Here is a 19,841-nt window from a genome sequence, read left to right on the forward strand (position 1 = left end):
TCAAGAGGAGGGGTCAATTTCGTGAAACCGGAATTTCAGGACTTGGAGATCAGGGTCTTTGCCGCGTTCACAATACCGTCGGTGGAGGGGAGTGTGGCGGCGTAGGCCGGGCCGGTGGCGATAAAGCAATCCTCGGCCGTAAGGCGGGCGATGTTGGGGATGTTTGCTTCGGTCAGGAGTGTCATCAACGCTTCGGATTGGCTGCCGGTGCGGCGGCATTCATCCACGATCAGCGTGGCATTGCAGGCGCGCACTTGGTCGAGGATCGCGTCCTTTGCGAGCGGTGCGAGCCAGCGCAGGTCGATGACGCGGGTTTTGATGCCGTCTGCGTCCAGCCGTTTGGCGGCTTGTTCGGACAGGTATCTTCCGTTGCCATAGGTGAGGATGGCGAGGTTGGTGCCGTCGCCTTGCACGCCGATCTCACCCAGCCCGATCCGTTCGTCGGGGGTGGGGTAGGTCGACATCCAGCCCTTGTCGCCGTCTCCGTGCAGGTCGCGCATGGGGTAAAGGGCGATGGGTTCTATGAAGACGACGACGCGCTGTTCTTCGCGGGCGAGCCGGACGGCTTCCCGCAGCATTTTGGCGGCGTCATCGCCGCGTGAGGGGCAAGCGATGATGAGGCCGGGGATATCGCGCAGGACAGCAAGCGAGTTGTCGTTGTGGAAGTGGCCACCGAACCCGCGTTGGTAACCGAGGCCCGCGATGCGCAGGACCATGGGGTTGGTGTGTTGGCCGTTGGAAAAGAAGGGGAGCGTGGCGGCTTCGCCCCTGAGTTGATCCTCGGCGTTGTGGAGATAGGCGACGAACTGGATTTCGGGGATCGGGACGAAGCCGTTGTGGGCCATGCCGATGGCGAGGCCGAGGATGGATTGTTCATCCAGCAGTGTGTCGGTGATGCGGTTGGGGCCGAACCGCTGCTGGAGTTTCTGGGTCGCGCCGTACACACCGCCTTTGCGTCCGATATCTTCGCCTGCCATGACCACCTCGGGGTGTTCGAGCATGAGGTCGGTGAGGGCCCATGAGATGAGTTTGCTCATCACTTGCGGTTCGCTCATTGCCTTGAGGTCGGAACCAAAGGCTTTTTCGCGCGCGTCAGGTTTTGGGCCATTCGTTGGGGCGCAGGTGCGGGTTGGGGGGATCAGGCTGGCGCTGACATCTTTGGCTGTTTGCAAACGGGGGCGTTTGGTGGCTTTGGCTGCGAGCGCTTCGCAGTCAGCACCGATCTCCTCGTAAATTCCCAACGCTTCGGTTGGCGTGCACGCCCCGCTGTCGCGCAACAGGCGTGTTGTGTGCAAAAGCGGATCGTTGGCTTCATCCGCTTCGATTGCAGCCTTGTCGCGGTATGTGGCTTCGACATCTGAGCCAGCGTGACCGTAAAGGCGAACGGTGCGGATGTGCAGGAACGCCGGGCGTTTGTGGCGGCGGACAAATGCGGCAGCCTCTGCCGCGACGCGGGCGGTTTCCGCGACGTTCAGGCCATCGCAGGTGAAGTATGTGAGGCCCGGTTTGTGCGCAAAGTTGGCGGCGATCCAGCCCGAAGGCGTGGGGGTTGAGATGCCGATGCCGTTGTCTTCGCACACGAAGAGCAGCGGCAGTGGCACGTTTTGGAAGCTGGTCCAGCAGGCCGTGTTGATCGCCCCTTGGGCTGTCGAGTGGTTGGCCGACGCATCCCCGAACGAACACATGACGATGCTGTCATCGGGCAAGTGCGCGTGTTCGGGACGGGCGCGTTTGGCAAGGCCGATGGAGTAGGCAGCACCCACCGCCTTGGGCAGATGGCTGGCGATAGTCGAGGTTTGGGGCGGGATGTTCAACGCCTTCGATCCCAGCACCTTGTGACGCCCGCCGGACATGGGATCGTCGGCAGAGGCGGCGAAGCTGAGCAGGATGTCCCACGCCGGGTTTTGATCGGGCACCTGGCCCGCACGTGCGATCTGAAATGCAGCATCACGGTAGTGCAGGAAGGCCATGTCCGTCGGGCGCAACGCGTGGGCGACGCCTGCCATGCCCTCGTGCCCGCTGGAGCCGATGGTGTAGTACCCCTGCCCTGCCTTCTGCATCGCGCGACTGGTACGGTCGAGTTGGCGCGACAGGCATTGCGCGCGATAGAGGGTCAGGAGCGTGTCGACGTCCATGTTCCCCGCGCCGTCTCCGTCCGGCAGGTCATTGGCCGTGAGCCGCCGGTGGAAGTTGTCGTGAACAATAGCGGCGCGATCCATGGGGCGGGTCCGTTTTTGGTGGCTGTCTTGCGGCCATAGAACAGTGCGCCGTCCTGATCGTCCAGCGGGCATTCAAAGCGTTACGAAATTTTGCGCCGCACACCGCATCGTGTAACATTAATCATTGAACGGAATCGCCGTCCGCTCTATTTTCCCATCAGGAGGACCTTTATGGACGCATGGATTTGTGACGCGCAACGCACGCCCATCGGGCGGTATGGTGGCGCTTTGTCTGGCGTCCGCGCCGACGATTTGGCGGCGGCCCCCATTGCCGCGTTGATGGCGCGGAACCCTGACCTGGATTGGGCCCGCGTCGATGATGTGGTCATGGGCTGCGCCAATCAGGCGGGTGAGGACAACCGCAATGTCGCTCGGATGGCTGGGCTTTTGGCGGGTCTGCCGGTCGATGTGCCGGGGATCACGGTGAACCGGCTGTGTGCATCGGGCATGGATGCGGTGGGCATTGCGGCCCGTGGGATCAAAGCAGGTGACATGGATATCGTCGTCGCTGGCGGCGTCGAGAGCATGAGCCGTGCGCCCTTTGTCATGCCCAAGGCGGAAGCCGCCTTTTCGCGCGCCAATCAGGTCTATGACACAACCATCGGCTGGCGGTTCGTGAACCCGAAGATGAAGGCGGAATATGGCATCGATTCCATGCCGCAGACCGCCGACAACGTTGCCGCCGATTGGCAGGTGGAGCGTGAGGCGCAGGACGCCTTTGCCGCGCGGTCGCAGGCCCGGTGGGCTGCGGCGCATGAGGCGGGCGTCTTTGTTGAGGAGATTTCGGTTGTGACGATCCCGCAGCGCAAGGGCGATCCGGTTGTTGTGGATACGGATGAACACCCACGGCCCGGCACGTCAGCGGAAAAGCTGGCCGGGTTGCGTGGGATCAATGGGCCAGACCTGACCGTCACCGCTGGCAATGCGTCAGGTGTGAATGACGGGGCGGCGGCGATGCTGATCGCCTCGACCGACGCAGCGAAGGCCCAAGGGCTGACGCCCATGGCGCGGATTGTCGGCATGTGTGCCGCCGGCGTTGAGCCTCGGGTCATGGGGATTGGACCGGTGCCTGCGTCCGAGAAGGTGCTGAAGCGAGCGGGTCTGACCATCGACCAGATGGACGTGATCGAATTGAACGAGGCGTTTGCCTCGCAAGGGCTCGCAACCTTGCGCAGTCTGGGTGTGACAGATGACGACCCGCGCGTGAACGCGCAGGGCGGGGCCATCGCGATTGGGCATCCGCTGGGCATGTCTGGCGCGCGGTTGGTGATGACCGCCGCCTATCAATTGAAACGAACCGGCGGCCGCTATGCGCTGTGCACGATGTGTGTGGGCGTGGGGCAAGGCGTCGCTCTCATATTGGAGCGCGCGTAAATGGGCTGGAGCTTGCACATCACTCGGCGGGCATTTTGGGCAGACGATGATGACGCCATCATCTCGCTGGACGAGTGGTGCGACTGTGCCGAAGCTGATCCTGACTTGATTGCGAGGTCCAAGAACGTCGACGTAAAGGGGCAGATGGAGGGCACCTTTGGGTATGTCACATCTCAGGGGGACGAATGGCCCTTGCAATGGAGCGAAGGAAACGTGCTGGTCGACCGTCCCCCGGATGACCTGATTGCAAAAATGTCGTTCATCGCTGCCAAGTTGGATGCTGTTGTTATGGACGACGATGGCGGCAGATACGACAGCGAAGGGAATTGGGTAGAACCCGAACAGCAGATTGGCGTGCAGAAAATCCGCCAAATCTTCCACAACCGGCTCAGACAGCTTCTTAGAGGCTAGAAAAGGATAAACCGATGTACGCACAGATGATCAAATCCGAAGCGACGCAGGACGATCCCGAAAAGCTGGCCGCCTTTCAGGCGCGCATTGATGCGGGCGACAAGATCGAGCCGAAGGACTGGATGCCCGCAGGCTATCGCAAGACGCTGATCCGCCAGATCGGGCAACACGCCCATTCCGAGATTGTGGGCCAACTGCCCGAGGGCAACTGGATCACCCGCGCGCCTACGCTGGAGCGCAAGGCGATCCTGCTGGCGAAGGTGCAGGACGAGGCGGGGCATGGTCTGTATCTGTATTGCGCAGCCGAGACGCTGGGTGTGAGCCGCGATGAGCTGACCGAGATGCTGCTGGACGGGCGGATGAAATACTCCTCCATCTTCTCGTATCCGACCCTGACATGGGCGGATATGGGCGCTGTGGGTTGGCTGGTCGATGGCGCGGCGATCATGAATCAGGTGCCGTTGCAGCGCACATCCTATGGACCCTACGCCCGGTCGATGGTGCGCATCTGCAAGGAGGAGTCGTTCCACCAGCGGCAGGGCTTTGACATCATGATGAAGATGGCGAACGGGACGGACGCGCAAAAGCGCATGGCGCAGGATGCGCTCAACCGGTTCTGGTATCCGTCGCTGATGATGTTCGGCCCGTCAGACAAGGAAAGCGTGCATTCCGAACAGTCTATGCGCTGGAAGATCAAGATGAACTCCAACGACGAGCTGCGCCAGAAATTCGTGGATCAGACGGTGCCGCAAGCGGAATATCTGGGGCTGACCGTGCCGGATAAGACATTGGCCTGGAACGAGGAAAAGGGCGGCTATGACTTTGCCGAACCTGATTGGTCCGAGTTCTTTGACGTGCTGAAGGGCAATGGCCCTTGTTCGGTCGAGCGGATCGAGGCGCGGCAGAAGGCTTGGGACGATGGCGCTTGGGTCCGCGAGGCGCGGATGGCGCATGCAGCCAAGAAACAGGCAGCAAAGGTGGCGGCGGAATGAAACTGGCTCAGCTTAATGTGGGCTATGCCCGCTACCCCACCGATGATGCCCGCATGGCGGAGTTCATGGACAATCTGGACCGCATGAACGCCATGGCGGAACGCAGCCCCGGTTTTGTCTGGCGGATGCAGTCGGACAGCGGCAATGCGACGGATATTTCAGTGCCAGGCGATGCCGACATGATCTCGAACCTTTCCGTCTGGGACGATGTGACAAGCCTTGGGCACTACGTGTTCAATACACTGCACGCGCGGTTTTACGAAAAGGGGACGAATTGGTTCGTCCCGATGAAGACGCCTCATTTCGTGATGTGGCATGTGCCGGAGGGGCATATTCCAACACTGACTGAGGCCATGGAGCGGTTGGCGAAGTTGACCGATCATGGGTCGACCGACGACGCCTTTGGCTGGGATTTCGTCGACACATCTGCATGGCGCCGTTGTGCCATGGCCGCGGGGTAAGCGCATGAAACAGGAATGGCCCCTTTGGGAAGTATTCATTCGTGGGCAGCATGGGCTGAGCCACCGGCATGTCGGCTCGCTGCACGCGACCGATGCGGAGCATGCGATCCAGAATGCGCGTGATGTTTATACGCGCCGAAAGGAAGGCGTAAGTATCTGGGTGGTGCCTGCGGCACAGATCACGGCGTCATCGCCCGATGACAAAGAGGCGCTGTACGATCCGGCGGACGACAAGGTGTATCGCCACCCGACATTTTACGACATTCCAGACGATGTGGGGGCGATGTGAGTACCCTTGGCCTTATCCGTATGGGCGACAACACGCTGGTGCTTGGCCAGCGGGTGTCGGAATGGTGCGGGCATGCGCCGGCGCTGGAAGAAGATATTGCGCTGGCCAACACTGCGTTGGATCTGATCGGGCAGACGCAGTTGTGGCTGGGTCTGGCAGCGGAGCGTGAGGGTGAGGGTGAGGGGCGGACAGCGGATACTTTGGCCTATCACCGGGACGCGTGGGACTTTCGGAATGTGCTGCTGGTCGAGCAGCCGAACCGGGATTTCGGCGTGACCATGATGCGGCAGTTTTTGTTCGACGCCTGGCATCTGGAGGCGCTGAAGGCGCTGGCCGCGCATGAGGATGCAGAGGTTTCGGCAATTGCGCAGAAATCCGTGAAGGAGGTCACGTATCACCGCGAACGGTCCTCCGATACCGTCATTGCTTTGGGCGACGGGACGGAGGAAAGCCATGCGCGGATGCAAGCGGCGCTGGACCGGCTGTGGCCCTATGTGGGCGAGATGTTCAGCACGGACGACGACGATCTGACCGACATGGCAGCGCTGCGACCTACATTTGACGCCTATTTAGAGACTGTTTTGACTGAGGCGACACTTGTGCGGCCCGACAGTGACTTTGCCCATATGGGGGGCAAGACCGGGGCGCGGCATACCGAACATCTGGGGCATATGCTGGCGACGATGCAAGTCCTGCCCCGCAGCTATCCAGATGCAACATGGTGACGGCGCGCACCTCAGTGGACGAGGTCTGGGCATGGCTTGCGGATGTGCCGGACCCGGAAATCCCCGTGATCTCGCTTGTCGATCTGGGGATCATCCGGGACGTGCGCTGGCAGGGTGATACGCTGGAGGTGACGGTTACACCGACCTATTCCGGCTGCCCCGCCACTGCCATCATCAATATGGAGATTGAGGCGGCGCTGCGTGCCAATGGTATTGAAAAACTGTCTCTGAAAAGGAAGATTGCCCCCCCTTGGACGACCGATTGGATGACGCAAGCGGGCAAGGCGAAGCTGGAAAGCTATGGCATCGCGCCGCCGCAACCTGCTGGCGGACCTGAGCGCTGCCCACATTGCCAATCGACAAGCGTGGAAAAGATCAGCCAGTTCGGATCGACCCCGTGCAAGGCGCAATGGCGCTGCACCGACTGTCTGGAACCCTTTGACTACTTCAAGTGCATATGAGCCAGTTTCACCCCCTGACCGTCACCGACATCCACCACACGATCCGCGACGCGGTTGTGCTGACGCTGGAACCGCAGGAACCCGAGGCGTTTCACTTCGTTCCGGGCCAGTACCTAACGTTCAAACAAGACTTTGACGGGACCGAGTTGCGCCGGAACTATTCAATCTGTGCGGGGCTTGACGACGGCAAGCTGCAAGTGGGCGTCAAACGCGTGGACGGCGGTGCGTTTTCGACCTTCGCCAATACGGAATTGCAGGTTGGTGATACGCTACACGCCATGCCGCCGATGGGCAATTTCGGTGCAGAAATAGAGCCTAATAAGGGCAAATCCTACCTTGGCTTTGCCGGTGGGTCAGGGATCACGCCGGTTCTGGCGATCCTCAAGACAGTGCTGAAACGCGAGCCGGACAGCACGTTTACCCTCGTTTACGCCAATCGCGCCGTGCACACGATCATGTTCCGCGAGGAACTGGAGGATCTGAAGAACAGGTACATGGGCCGGTTCACCCTGATCCATGTGCTGGAGACGGGGCAGGATATCGACCTCTTCTCGGGCCGTGTGGATCAGGAGAAATGCGCGCTGCTGTTCAAATCCTGGATCAACGTAAGCACAGTCGATACCGCGTTTATCTGCGGACCGGAGCCGATGATGATGGCGATTTCCGAGGCGTTGGAGACGCATGGCCTGTCCAAAGATCAGATCAAATTCGAATTATTTGGTGCCGGCCAGCAGGGGCGGTTGGCAAAGCAAGCGGTGAGCGCACGGGCCGAAGGTGCGGCTGAGACGACCGTGCAGATCACGCTGGATGGGACGACCCATCAGATGGAAATGGCCAAGGATACCTCCGTGTTAGAGACTGCTTTGGCCAATTCTCTGGACGCGCCCTTTGCCTGTAAGGCGGGTGTCTGTTCGACCTGCAAGGCCAAGGTGACCGAGGGCGAATACGAGATGCTGACCAACCACGCGCTTGAGGATTACGAGGTCGAAGCAGGTTTTGTTCTGACCTGCCAATGCTATCCGATCAGCGACACGCTCAGCATCGACTACGATCAACACTAGGGGAGCATCATGCACCAGGTTCATTCGTTTGCTGCCGGGGCATGGGTCCCGCCGGGGTCCGGTGCGCGGTCGATTTCCAGCGCGATCACCGGTGACGTGATTGCCGAGGCCGGGAATGACCGTTTGGATGTGCAGTCAATGCGTGCCTATTCCCGCGATACGGGCGGTCCGGCGTTGCGCGCGATGACGTTCCACGACCGGGCGCGGATGCTCAAGGCGCTGGCGCTGCATCTGCGGGAACATCGGCAGGTTCTGTATGACCTGAGCTTTGACACCGGGGCCACGCAGTCCGACCACCTGATCGATATCGACGGTGGGATTGGTACGATGCTGGTCTTCGCCTCCAAAGGGCGGCGTGAGATGCCGGATAGCCGGGTCTATCTGGACGGTGCGCCGGAACAGTTGGGGCGTGCCGGGCAATTCTTTGGGCAACATATCTGTACGCCGTTGCAGGGTGTTGCAGTCCATATCAATGCGTTCAATTTCCCCGTCTGGGGGATGTTGGAGAAGGTGGCACCGACCTTGCTGGCGGGTGTGCCCGCCATCGTGAAACCGGCCACGGCGACGTCCTATGTGACCGAAGCCTGTGTGCGTCTGATGATCGAAAGCGGGCTATTGCCCGATGGTGCGTTGCAACTGGTTTCCGGTGGGATTGGCGATCTCTTGGATCACTTGGATTGTCAGGATGTGGTGACCTTTACGGGCTCTGCCCATACCGCGCGCACGCTGCGAAGCAACGCAAACCTGCTCGACAATGCTGTGCGCTTTACGGCGGAACAGGACAGTCTGAATGCTTCTGTCCTTGGGCCTGATGCCACGCCCGGTACACCGGAGTTCGACCTGTTCGTCAAGGAAGTGCAGCGCGAGATGACCGCGAAGGCCGGGCAGAAATGTACCGCCATTCGCCGGATCATGGTGCCAGAAGCACACGTGGACGCGGTGATTGATGCGATCAATGCGAGGCTTGCCAAAACAACCGTTGGTGATCCCCGCGACGAAGCCACGAGGATGGGCGCACTCGTCTCTAACACGCAGAAAAACGACGTTTTGGAGAAGGCAGCGCAGATCGAAACCGAGGCCGAGCGGGTGTTCGGCAACCCGGACGATTTCGCAATGTCGGACAGCAAGGGCGCGTTTGTGCCCCCCATGTTGTTTCACTGCGCGGACCCGGACACGGCGCAGGCCGTGCACGATGTCGAAGCCTTTGGCCCGGTATCGACGGTCATGCCCTATCGCGATGTTGCCCATGCCGCGGCCTTGCTGAACCGGGGTAAAGGGTCACTTGTGGCCTCTGTGATCACTCATGACAGCGACGTGGCGCGGGAGATTACGATGGCGTCCGCGGCCTTCCACGGCCGCCTCTATTTCAACAACCGCGACAGCATGGCCGAGGCCACCGGGCACGGCGCTCCGCTGCCGCACATGGTCCATGGCGGACCGGGACGTGCGGGCGGCGGCGAAGAGTTGGGCGGCATTCGTGCCGTCAAACACTACATGCAAAGGACGGCCATTCAAGGCAGCCCGGACATTCTGACAGCCATTGGACAGCGTTGGGTGCCGGGTGCGGCCGAGGCGAGCGACAAGCCACATCCGTTTACGCGGCCCTTTGGTGATCTGGTGCTTGGCGACACGTTCAACAGCCCGTCCCGCGAAGTGACGCTGGACGACATCGAGACGTTTGCCCATTTCACCGGCGACACCTTCTATGCCCACATGGACGATGCAGCCGCCAAGGCGAACCCGTTCTTCCCGGGGCGCGTCGCGCATGGGTATCTGCTGCTCAGCTTTGCGGCGGGGCTGTTTGTGCAACCTGATCCGGGACCAGTGCTGGCGAATACCGGGCTGGATAATTTGCGCTTCATGAAACCGGTAGAGGCGGGCGACAGCATCAAGGTGCGCCTGACCGTCAAGGCCAAAACGCCGCGCAATGATGAGTATGGAGAGGTGCGCTGGCACGTGACCCTCACCAATCAGGACGATGAGGCAGTGGCGGAATACGAGCTGCTGACGATGAATGCCTACTGACGCCTATTCCGAGGCACTGGACAGCCTGAGCGATCTTGGGCAGATGCGCGTTTGGTCCTTGTTAGTGACTGTTTTTGGCGATCTTGCACCGGACCGACCGCTTGATGGACCAACCTTGTCAGCCATCATGGCAGAGATCGGGATCAAGCCTGAAGCGACCCGCGTTGCCTTGCACCGATTGCGCAGTGATGGCTGGGTGGTATCGGAAAAGCGGGGGCGCACCAGCCTGCATCGCCTGACCGATCAGGGGCAACGCGACAGCGACGCAGCCCGTGCCCGCATTTATGGCGCGCCGGATGACATGGACGATGCTGCCCGCGTGATCCTGATGCCCGCGCCCACCGACCTCGACCCGACGCGCTTTGCTCAGATCGGACCTCGTGTGTTTATGTGCAGCATCGGCACCTCGTTGCCCGAAGGCGCAATGCAGATGACACCCAACGGCCTGCCAGACTGGCTGGGCGGTCAGATCGAAACCGACACAATGCGCGATGCGTACAAGTCCCTTCACGCTGTGCTGACCGACATACGCGAAGAATTGACCAGCACTCTGACGCCCATGCAAACCGCAGCTTTACGCGTGATGATCGTCCATGCATGGCGACGTCTTGCGCTGAAGCATCCCACCCTGCCGCGCGCGGCGCATTCGTCGGATTGGCGAGGTCATGATTGCCGTGCGTTGGTCACTGATCTGCTGCGACGGTTTGCGCGCCCCGATCTGGATGTGATCAAAGCTGCCTAAACCGCGCTTTCCCAAGTGCAAAACGCGCGCTATAGCGTGCGCATGACAAACCACCTGCATATTTCCGACCTGCCCGATGATCTTGATCTGGGGCCTTTTGTCGCCATCGATTGCGAGACGATGGGCCTGAACCCGCACCGCGACCGGCTGTGCGTCGTGCAATTGTCCGGTGGGGATGGCAACGCGCATATCGTTCAGATCAAGCTGGGCCAGACCGAGGCACCAAACCTGTGCCGGCTGCTGGAGGACCCCAATGTGTTGAAGCTGTTCCACTTTGGACGCTTCGACATCGCGGCGATGCTGAACGCGTTTGGCGCGGTCACGGCGCCTGTTTATTGCACCAAGATCGCGAGCCGCCTGATCCGCACATACACGGACCGGCACGGGCTGAAAAATCTGTTGCAGGAATTGCTGGGCATCGACATCTCGAAGCAACAGCAGTCCAGCGACTGGGGGGCCGACACCCTGACCGACGCGCAACTTGAATATGCCGCATCGGACGTTCTGTACCTGCACAAACTGCGGGATGCACTGAACCTGCGTCTGGAACGCGAGGGGCGGATGGAGATTGCGCAGGCCTGTTTCGACTTCCTGCCTATGCGCGCGCGTCTGGATCTGGCGGGATGGCCCGAGACGGACATCTTTGCACACTCATGACCAGCAAGACCCCCTTCATCGACACGGCGCGACGCGTCATCAGGGCCGAAGCTGACGCGCTTAACGTGCTGGCAGACGGGCTGGATGACAATTTTCGCACCGCCATCGATCTGCTGTTGAATGCCACGGGTCGGGTCATTGTGACGGGCATCGGAAAGTCAGGACATATCGCCCGCAAGATTGCCGCAACTTTTGCCAGCACCGGCACGCCTGCGCAATTCGTGCACCCGGCCGAAGCAAGCCACGGCGATCTGGGCATGGTCACGTCGGCTGACGTTGTTCTGGCGATCTCCAACTCGGGCGAAGCTCCGGAACTGGCCAACATGGTCGCGTTTTCGCGCCGGTTCGAAATACCTTTGGTCGGGATCACCAAAGCGCCCAAAAGCGCACTTGGGCGTGAATGTGATGTGGTCCTGCAATTGCCCGACCTGGGCGAGGCGTGTGGCACTGGCGTGGTGCCCACCACCTCGACCACGTTGACGCTTGCCATGGGGGACGCCTTGGCCGTCGCACTAATGGAGCACCGCGATTTCACGGCGGAACATTTTCGGGACTTCCATCCGGGTGGCAAATTGGGCGCGAAGCTCAGCCGGGTGCGGGATCTGATGCACACAGGCAACGCAATGCCGCTGGTGGACGAAACGACGCTTATGGCTGATGCGCTGATCGAGATCAGCCAGAAAAGCCTTGGGGTTGTTGGGGTGACCAAGGCCGATGGGACACTGGCGGGGATTATCACCGATGGCGACCTGCGCCGGCACATGGAAGGGCTGTTGTCCTTGACAGCGGCCGATGTGATGACCACCTCACCCACAACGATCGACAGTGCCGCCCTCGCCGAAGAAGCTGTGGCGGTCATGAATGCGCGCAAGATTACATGTGTGTTTGCTGTAGAGGCAGGAGCACCGCAGACACCGCAAGGTATTCTGCACATCCACGACTGCTTGCGCGTGGGGCTGGGCTAAGGAACATGGCATGGACGGCTATTCAAAACTCGTCGCCTGGCTGAAGGTGCTGTTGCCGCTGGCAGCCCTTGGCCTGTTGTCGACGCTGTTTTTGCTGTCGCGCAACATCGATCCGGTTGCGTCCATCCCCTTTGCAGAGACTGAAATTCAGGAACGGCTTCAGGGTCAGCAGGTCACGGCACCCTTCTTTTCAGGCACATCGACAAGCGGAGATCGCATTTCGGTGTCGGCTGGCACCATGGCAACGGCGGGCGGGCAAAACAACGCTGCCACCGACCTCGCAGCGCATATCGACCTTTCGAATGGCACACGCGTTGTCCTGTTTTCGGACCGCGGGGAGTTCGACATGACCGCTGGTGCGTCATCTTTGGAAGGCAATGTCGTCATCACGACATCTACCGGATACAAACTGAATTCCGAAGAATTGCTGACCGATTTTGACCAGATGAGTGTTGAATCTCCCGGTCCTGTCACCGGCACAGGCCTGTCTGGCAACCTCGAAGCGGGCCAGATGCGTCTTGAAAAAACCGAAGATGGGGAAAACACCCATTTGATTTTCACAAACGGCGTAAAGTTGATATACCGCCCGGAAGAATTGGAAGAGTAATACACCCGTGACTTTCTTTCGTGCCATAGCCTGCCTGCTCTTTATAGGCCTGATTACCCCACTCTATGCTCAGGGCACGCAAGTCGCCTTTGGCGCGATCCGACAGGATACATCCGCCCCGGTTGAAGTGAGCGCGGATGAGCTGAACGTTGATCAAGAGACCGGCGCCGCCATTTTCACCGGAAATGTCGTGATTGGTCAGGGTGATATGCGCCTGTCTGCGCCGCGTGTCCTTGTCGTGTATCGAGACGATCAGGCCGGGATAGAGCGGATGGAGGCGACTGGTGGGGTGACACTTGTGTCGGGTCCGGATGCCGCCGAGTCCCAGCGCGCCGATTACAGCATAGATACAGGATTGATCGTGATGACCGGCGATGTGCTTTTGGCACAAGGGCAAAGCGCGATTTCATCCGACCGCATGACGGTGAACCTGGAAGACGGCACAGCCCGGATGCAGGGCAGCGTCAAAACGATCCTCCAGACTGGCAACAACTGATGGCCAAACCTGATTTGAAAATTGCAGGCGGGTCTTCGGGCCTGCGGATCTCGCATTTGCGCAAGTCCTATCGCAAGAAGCTGGTCATCCGCGACTTCTCGATGGAGCTGAACCGTGGCGAGGTGGTGGCCCTGCTGGGCCCTAATGGTTCCGGCAAGACAACAACCTTCTATGCCGTGGCCGGGCTGGTCACACCCGAGGGGGGCACGGTCACACTCGATGGTGTCGATGTGACCAATCTGCCGATGTACCGGCGCGCGCAAATGGGCATCGGCTATCTGCCGCAGGAGATGAGCATTTTCCGCGGATTGAGCGTGCAGGACAACATTCTGGCCATTTTGGACATCACTGAACCCAACCGGCACAAACGCCGCGAGCGGCTAGAAGAATTGCTGAGCGAGTTTTCAATCGAACATATGCGCCGCGCGCCTGCGTTGGCCTTGTCCGGTGGGGAACGCCGCCGGGTCGAAATCGCGCGATCGCTGGCGGCAAATCCGAAATACCTGCTTCTGGACGAGCCCTTTGCCGGGGTTGATCCCATCTCGGTCGGGGATATCCGGCATCTTGTCGCGGATTTGAAGAAAAGAGGCATCGGTGTGCTGATCACCGATCACAACGTGCGCGAAACCCTCGAAATCGTGGACCGTGCCTACATCCTCCACGATGGGCAGGTGCTGATGTCCGGCACGCCCCAAGATGTTGTGCAGAACGAGAATGTGCGCCGCGTCTATCTGGGCGAAAATTTCCGGATCGGATAACCGAAACACCGTTGGCCACGTCCGCTTTTCATTGACAGACACGACCCTTTTGGCGTGCAATGAGGTATGGCTTTGTTGCTGTTCCCGATCCGCACGTCGTCCATCCTGATGTCAGGGTGGCAAGCCGATCAGGGGCAGATCAAGTCACTTCCGCACATCTGACAGCACACGCTCCGTCGATCACCGACAGGGGGGTAATGCGCGTTGCGGACACACCAGAAGGAGAAAGAATGCAGTATCAAATCAGTGGCAAACAGATCGATATCGGCGAAGCACTGCAATCCCATGTAAGGGATGATTTGGGCGCAGTTGTGCAGAAATATGCGGAACGCCCCACCAACGCCCAAGTGGTGTTTTCCAAGTCCGCGCACGAGTTTGTATGTGAAGCAACCGTGCACCTGTCCACCGGGTTGACAGCCCAAGCCAAGGCCCATGCCACTGAAATCTATGCAGCTTTTGACGGTTGCTCCGAAAAGATGGAGAAGCAATTACGCCGCTACAAAAGGCGCCTGAAGGACCATCACAAGGACCGCGCACAGCCTGTTGAACTCTCTGGCGCAGCCTCTTATATCCTCGCCTCTGACGGGGGAGTAGACGACTCGGAACCCGAGACACTACAACCTATGATCGTAGCCGAGATGGAAACGAAGATTCCCTCTCTCTCGGTTGGTGAAGCGGTCATGCAAATGGAATTGGCGGGCGCCCCTGTGCTGGTGTTCCGAAACGAAGGAAAAGACGGGCTGAATGTGGTCTACCGTCGTGAAGACGGGAACATTGGCTGGATCGACCCGTAAGGGATCGGTGCCACGACGCACCGACAAGCGAGCAGAATGAATTTTGGGACTCTTTTGAAACCCGAGGCTGTCAAGGTTGTGACCTCCGCCTCGTCCAAGAAACGGCTTTTTCACGAGATCGGTGATCTTGTGCAAGGATGCTATGACTTGAACGCTGGTCTGGTGGTCGAAGCCCTGATTGCACGCGAAGCGCTTGGCCCCACTGGTGTGGGGCACGGCGTGGCTTTGCCGCATGCCCGTCTGGATGGAATTTCGGACGTCATGGGCGCGTTTGTTCTGCTCGACAAGCCTATCGACTTCGATGCCGTCGACCGTCAGCCGGTCGACATCGCCTTTGCCCTGTTCGCGCCGGAAGAAGCCGGTGTTGAACACCTCAAGGCACTGGCACTTGTATCACGGACGCTGCGCGATCAGACCATCTGCACAAAGCTGCGGGCCAACCCCGACGCGTCCACATTGTTCGCCATCCTGAACGAAGCAAAGCCTGCGCAAGCGGCCTAAGTCGCCATCCAATTCATAAACCCGAACATCAGGTAATCGCGGGCATAAGCTGCGCGCGCCAAGCCTTCGATCTCCGGATCATAGATGTCTATCAATCTGTAGGGCCGGTCGTCCGGCGCTGAATCGAGCTGCGGCGGATCAGCAAGGCCAACGGTCGCGCTGAGCTCTGCCAGCTCATGTGCCATCGTCTCGACCCGCATCAGGCGGTCGGGCAGCACGAATTCAGCGAACCCTTCAATGGTCTTGGCCTGACTGGCCCAATCAGGATCGACGCGAATGCCGGTCTGACCGTTCAGGTTCGCCTTCAAAAACCGCAAGAAAGCCGCAAACGCGTTGCGGTGGGCGCCCTTGTCATAAGACGGATCAGAGGGGTCATCCGGCAATCCGATCTTGTAGCGCTTGGACAACGTGGCGCGGATACCGCCATAGCTCCCTTTGCCGGTGTTCAGGATGCGATGGCAAAACACCGAATGCGCCCGAGCCAGCGGATGGCGCAACACGGTAAAGCTGCGGTGCCCGGGGTGGGCGCGCATCCAATCGCGCAGGTCATTCTGCGACAGCTTCGATCCCGGCTTGGCCCCGCCTGCCCCATCAAGCGCTTGCAACCAGCGCACGGCCTGATCGTCTGGCCATCCGCGTATGGGCAGATACAGCAGGGGTTGAGCCTGACTTGCGATGTAAGTGGGCGCGGCCGCCCCCCGTCGCGGCTCAAAATTGGGCGTGCGGGTCAGATTGAACCGGTCAAGCCCCGACAGCGCCTCGGTCATCTGTCCGAAGTTGCTCACCTTGTCAGACAACGCGCTTGGGTTCTGCACTTTTAGGCTCTTGTCGAGCGCCTCAAGAACACTGTGCACGCCCAGCCACTTGGCTAAACCATTCATTGCGTCAAGGCTTTGCAGGTCTTCATACGCCACATAAAACGCGGTCTGCCCGGATGCCTGCAAACGGTTCAACAGTGACACCTGAAACTCTTGCAACGCAGTTAGATGGTTCGCGAATTCATCCGCATCAAAGGTTGCCTTCCCGTCCTTGCGCGCCTTGGAATCCGTCAACTTCCACTGCCCGGTGGCCTGAGCAATCTTCCACGACACGTAGCTGTCGACGGGATTTCGGGTCAGCACGATTTTTGCGCATTTGGGGTCATCGACGACCTTGTCAAAAATCCGTGGATCATGGTCGTGGAAATACCGAAAGCCATTGAGGCCCGGCGCTTTCTTGATCTCGCGCAGGAGCGTTCTGGGGTCTGCGTCGCGCGCACCCTGACTTACACCAAGGAGCGCATCCGTATTCGGGTACCCAATAAAGAAAGGGTTGAACGCTTCACCATGGCAGGCAAGGCCATCGAACGCATTCAGATTTGTCTCAAGGAAGTTCGAGCCTGTGCGCATCTCTGCAAACACAACGAAATAGTCGAACTGTGCCATAGCGGATCAGCGCACCAGATAGGGTTTGCGAGGCGGGTCCTGAACAGGTTTCGGGCCCAACGCTACGGGGAAATCACCCATGAGATAGGGGTGCATGCCCTGATTCTTGAGGTTCTGGAGGAACTGCCCGAAGCCCGCCAGATCGGCCAGCTTCGGCACTTCTGACAGGCGGCGTGCGTGGGTCAGGCCAATTTCGTCCAAAATACCCTGCAGAGGCTCCATCGGCGCTTCCACAAACTCGGCCATCGTCCAGATGCGAATGCGCGCCTTGGCATAGGGGGACCGAAGCACATCCAGATGATCGCTTTCCAGCTTTTGCAGGCGCGCGGCCTCTTTGCGGATATCCAGGAAGTTCAGATTGGACCGGAACAACGGCACCGACCAGGCACCCGAAATAACCGAAATCTGGGCATTCGGATCTTTGGCCACCTTCCAATTGATGTCCTGATTGTCACCGGGCCCAAATTGGAAGCACTGACGCTCGCCGCGCGTATTCCAGATCACGTTGGTCAGAAACGCGTTGGCGTTATAGTCTCGCGCCTCGGCACTGTTGCTGAGCGCGCCGTTCAAAGTGGTTTGCCCTTCGGAAAACTCGACGCGGTCCGGATGGAAAAGATGCCCGTGCACCCGCGCGCCTGTCGCCTTGGCAAGCCACGGCTCGAAATTCTCGAAAATTTCGGTAAAGCCCTGGAACATGGAATACGGCGCGGCAGTCACACCGTTCTCCCAATCTTCGTTCGGAAAGCGGCTTTGCATGTAAAGGCCGGGTCGTCCGCGTGTCCGCCGCTCAACCGCTTTGGCAAAGATGCGGTCGATCTTGCCCGGGTTCGGCTCCGTGCGTTTCATGGCGCCCGATGGGTCGGTCAGAAACGCTTCGTACAGGCGGTTGGCATGCGGCCAGATCTTGCGTGCGACAAAGCAGTCGGACCGGCGCAACAGTTGCAGGTGATCGTCGTAGAAAATGTGCGGTTTGCCCTGAAAATCGAACTTGGACAAGGTCAGCGACCGGCTTTCAATCTCGATCGCATATTGGCGGGCGAGGGTCTGATAGTAGCTTTCGTCAGGAATCCACACCTGTTTGAAGTAGGTATCATATTCCTTGCGGTCCGGACCCTGCAGAATGGCAGACAGGGTTTGGCGGGTCAGACACCACCACTGGCTGCCCATGTGGGGGACAAGCCCGGCCGGGATCTTGCGCTTCAAGCCTATCTTGCGCTGCAATTCCACGTATTTGTCAAAAAGGAAGCGGCGGCGCTTCCAGGAAAAGGGAAAGCGCAGCGTAAACCGCTCGTGATCAAGGCCCCCGACAGTCCATGGCACGTCAGCCGTTGTCGCGCTTTCGATGAAATCCGTGCGCGGACGATCCGCAAGGTAGTCCACCAGTTCCTGCACCGGGCGCAGAGGAAGGCATGACCCCGATGCGAGGTAAACGTGCCGCACATCGTCAAATTCGGCCAGCATCAATTCGGATGCAGCCTGACTTGCAGCGACAATGCCCCAAGTGCCCCATTCGCACCGAAAGCGTTTCGAGAATTTGATGGCAGGGATGTCCGACAGCGCCTTGGTGAAAGCGATATATGTCTTCTTTGGCACGTTCACATCGACATGGATGACAACCGGGCAGCCGCCCATCGCCCAGAAGCGCGCCGCCTGTTCGGCCCGGTCCAGCGCCGTATGTACCAGCATGACGATACCGACGCTCACGCCCAGTTCCCCTTGGACATGAGGCCCAGAATTTCCAGCTGACGCCAGTTGATGTATTTTTCGGACCACTTGCACCACAGGTCCGGATCATCGCGCAGGCTGGCGGCATAGGCCTTGTATTCCACCGATGCGGCGTAGTGCTGCTTGCGCTCCAGTTCTTCGGCCGCCTTGGCCGTAAACGTGTCGAGGAACTTCGTATGCAGAAGAACGCCCGAAGCTTTCTCTCCGCCCCACTCGTCATAGACCTGATTCAATCCGCGCGGCAGCAGTGTGTGTGTCGAACTTGCATAGGCGTAACGGCGGTTCCATTTGACCAACGGAATTTTGTTCAGCGCAGGCGCACGCTCCGGCTGGTCCGGGAAAAACACGCGCGCGCGTGGACCGCCCTGGATCCACAGATTGCCCATGCTGTGGTTCTTGGAGATCGTGTAATTTCCGCTGTCGAACCAACTGGCGATTTCCATCGGGTTCTGTCCAGCAACGTACGGTTGTTCGTCCAATCGACCCTTGGGATACATATCCAGCAGCATGGCCGAAAAGGACCGGATCGAAGATGCGTCCAACCAATCCGTAAGCGCTCTGAGCGAGCGCGTGTCGCAAAACGGGTAGACGAAAAACTCGTCCGGATCGACGACAAGCGTCCAGTGGTCGTGCGCGTATTTGCGTTGCAGCCAATTCAACCAGTCGACACCGAAGGTCGCAGATTTATAGCTTCCTTGAGTGTGCCAGATCGAAACGTCATCTTGCCCTATCAGATGCTCAACGCCGGCATCCGTGCTGTCGTTGTCCACGAAAAAGAAGTGGTCGACCCCAAGGTCCCGGTAATACGACAGGAAGTAGGGAAGGCGCACAGCTTCGTTGCGAAAGGTGCAAAACAGCAACAGGTCGTTGGGCCGAATCAGGTGCGTACGGTCCTGCACTTTGTGCAACTCTCTGGATTTCCGCACAGCACGCACGATGCGACGTTTCCGCCGCAAGCGCATTCTATAGGAGTTCCAAATGCCCACCTGTGTGTTCCATTCCTTCGAAAGGCCGCGTTTTCACTTCGAAATCAGCGGCTTCCGCTTTGCTCTTTGGCTCTATTTGGCCTAAATTTAGGTGTACGGGCAACGAATTTAAAAGAAGTTACCAAGAGTTTGTGTGGTTTTCTTCTTTTTGAATGCCGCGACACTCAT

Annotated in this window: 21 protein-coding genes; 17 read left to right on the top strand and 4 right to left on the bottom strand. The window is 59.4% G+C overall.

Annotated elements, in window-relative coordinates; translation table 11 throughout:
- Positions 1-35 precede the first annotated feature (35 nt).
- On the bottom strand, positions 36-2,219 hold the full coding sequence (locus tag Q1A32_RS05445) for an alpha-ketoacid dehydrogenase subunit alpha/beta (RefSeq protein ID WP_299650604.1): 2,184 nt from the start codon (positions 2,217-2,219) through the stop codon (positions 36-38).
- A 171-nt stretch (positions 2,220-2,390) separates the two neighbouring features.
- Here Q1A32_RS05445 and pcaF point away from each other — a divergent pair, with 171 nt between their 5' ends.
- From pcaF to Q1A32_RS05530, 17 genes are all read left to right on the top strand, one after another.
- The gene (gene pcaF / locus Q1A32_RS05450; RefSeq protein ID WP_299650606.1) at positions 2,391-3,593 is read left to right on the top strand and encodes a 3-oxoadipyl-CoA thiolase; all 1,203 of its coding nucleotides are present in this window, start codon (positions 2,391-2,393) and stop codon (positions 3,591-3,593) included.
- Positions 3,594-4,004: a hypothetical protein gene (locus Q1A32_RS05455; protein WP_299650609.1), complete on the top strand. Its 411-nt coding sequence runs from the start codon at positions 3,594-3,596 to the stop codon at positions 4,002-4,004.
- Between the two features lie 14 nt (positions 4,005-4,018).
- Positions 4,019-4,996, top strand: coding sequence for a 1,2-phenylacetyl-CoA epoxidase subunit PaaA (gene paaA, locus Q1A32_RS05460; RefSeq protein WP_299650612.1), 978 nt, complete (start codon positions 4,019-4,021; stop codon positions 4,994-4,996).
- Entirely contained in the window at positions 4,993-5,457 is a 465-nt protein-coding gene (locus Q1A32_RS05465) for a DUF3291 domain-containing protein (protein ID WP_299650615.1), read from the top strand. Before paaA ends, Q1A32_RS05465 begins: the two co-directional genes overlap by 4 nt.
- Before the next feature lie 4 nt (positions 5,458-5,461).
- Positions 5,462-5,746 (top strand): 1,2-phenylacetyl-CoA epoxidase subunit PaaB, encoded by a 285-nt coding sequence (gene paaB, locus Q1A32_RS05470; protein ID WP_299650618.1) that lies wholly within the window; start codon positions 5,462-5,464, stop codon positions 5,744-5,746.
- A gap of 20 nt (positions 5,747-5,766) precedes the next feature.
- Entirely contained in the window at positions 5,767-6,471 is a 705-nt protein-coding gene (gene paaC / locus Q1A32_RS05475) for a 1,2-phenylacetyl-CoA epoxidase subunit PaaC (protein WP_299652793.1), read from the top strand.
- Complete coding sequence (paaD, locus tag Q1A32_RS05480) at positions 6,465-6,932, top strand: 1,2-phenylacetyl-CoA epoxidase subunit PaaD (protein WP_299650621.1); 468 nt, start codon at positions 6,465-6,467, stop codon at positions 6,930-6,932. Before paaC ends, paaD begins: the two co-directional genes overlap by 7 nt.
- Positions 6,929-7,993, top strand: a complete 1,065-nt coding sequence (locus Q1A32_RS05485; protein ID WP_299650624.1) for a 2Fe-2S iron-sulfur cluster-binding protein — start codon at positions 6,929-6,931, stop codon at positions 7,991-7,993. The genes paaD and Q1A32_RS05485 overlap by 4 nt, the downstream gene beginning before the upstream one ends.
- Positions 7,994-8,002: 9 nt before the next feature.
- Positions 8,003-10,018, top strand: coding sequence for a phenylacetic acid degradation bifunctional protein PaaZ (gene paaZ / locus Q1A32_RS05490; protein ID WP_299650627.1), 2,016 nt, complete (start codon positions 8,003-8,005; stop codon positions 10,016-10,018).
- Positions 10,008-10,760, top strand: a complete 753-nt coding sequence (locus tag Q1A32_RS05495; RefSeq protein WP_299650630.1) for a PaaX family transcriptional regulator C-terminal domain-containing protein — start codon at positions 10,008-10,010, stop codon at positions 10,758-10,760. Before paaZ ends, Q1A32_RS05495 begins: the two co-directional genes overlap by 11 nt.
- Before the next feature lie 42 nt (positions 10,761-10,802).
- Complete coding sequence (locus tag Q1A32_RS05500; RefSeq protein ID WP_299650633.1) at positions 10,803-11,417, top strand: ribonuclease D; 615 nt, start codon at positions 10,803-10,805, stop codon at positions 11,415-11,417.
- Positions 11,414-12,382, top strand: a complete 969-nt coding sequence (locus tag Q1A32_RS05505; protein ID WP_299650636.1) for an SIS domain-containing protein — start codon at positions 11,414-11,416, stop codon at positions 12,380-12,382. Before Q1A32_RS05500 ends, Q1A32_RS05505 begins: the two co-directional genes overlap by 4 nt.
- Before the next feature lie 10 nt (positions 12,383-12,392).
- Positions 12,393-12,989 (top strand): hypothetical protein, encoded by a 597-nt coding sequence (locus tag Q1A32_RS05510; protein ID WP_299608522.1) that lies wholly within the window; start codon positions 12,393-12,395, stop codon positions 12,987-12,989.
- 7 nt (positions 12,990-12,996) lie between these two features.
- On the top strand, positions 12,997-13,485 hold the full coding sequence (gene lptA, locus Q1A32_RS05515) for a lipopolysaccharide transport periplasmic protein LptA (protein ID WP_299650639.1): 489 nt from the start codon (positions 12,997-12,999) through the stop codon (positions 13,483-13,485).
- A complete protein-coding gene (lptB, locus tag Q1A32_RS05520; RefSeq protein WP_299650642.1) occupies positions 13,485-14,243 on the top strand; it encodes an LPS export ABC transporter ATP-binding protein in 759 nt (252 codons plus the stop codon). Before lptA ends, lptB begins: the two co-directional genes overlap by 1 nt.
- Positions 14,244-14,473: 230 nt before the next feature.
- Positions 14,474-15,037: a ribosome-associated translation inhibitor RaiA gene (gene raiA, locus Q1A32_RS05525; RefSeq protein WP_299608515.1), complete on the top strand. Its 564-nt coding sequence runs from the start codon at positions 14,474-14,476 to the stop codon at positions 15,035-15,037.
- Between the two features lie 36 nt (positions 15,038-15,073).
- Positions 15,074-15,538: a PTS sugar transporter subunit IIA gene (locus Q1A32_RS05530; RefSeq protein WP_299650644.1), complete on the top strand. Its 465-nt coding sequence runs from the start codon at positions 15,074-15,076 to the stop codon at positions 15,536-15,538.
- Here Q1A32_RS05530 and Q1A32_RS05535 read toward each other — a convergent pair.
- The 3 genes from Q1A32_RS05535 to Q1A32_RS05545 are packed head-to-tail and all read right to left on the bottom strand — an operon-like array spanning position 15,535 to position 19,649.
- Positions 15,535-16,962, bottom strand: a complete 1,428-nt coding sequence (locus tag Q1A32_RS05535) for a sulfotransferase family 2 domain-containing protein (RefSeq protein ID WP_299650647.1) — start codon at positions 16,960-16,962, stop codon at positions 15,535-15,537. The two genes, Q1A32_RS05530 and Q1A32_RS05535, sit on opposite strands and share 4 nt — an antisense overlap.
- Before the next feature lie 6 nt (positions 16,963-16,968).
- Positions 16,969-18,666, bottom strand: a complete 1,698-nt coding sequence (locus Q1A32_RS05540; RefSeq protein WP_299650650.1) for a beta-1,6-N-acetylglucosaminyltransferase — start codon at positions 18,664-18,666, stop codon at positions 16,969-16,971.
- A complete protein-coding gene (locus tag Q1A32_RS05545) occupies positions 18,663-19,649 on the bottom strand; it encodes a glycosyltransferase family 2 protein (RefSeq protein WP_299652796.1) in 987 nt (328 codons plus the stop codon). Before Q1A32_RS05545 ends, Q1A32_RS05540 begins: the two co-directional genes overlap by 4 nt.
- Between the last annotated feature and the right edge of the window lie 192 nt (positions 19,650-19,841).

The organism is uncultured Tateyamaria sp. (genome assembly GCF_947503415.1).
In the GTDB taxonomy this organism is placed as follows: domain Bacteria; phylum Pseudomonadota; class Alphaproteobacteria; order Rhodobacterales; family Rhodobacteraceae; genus Tateyamaria.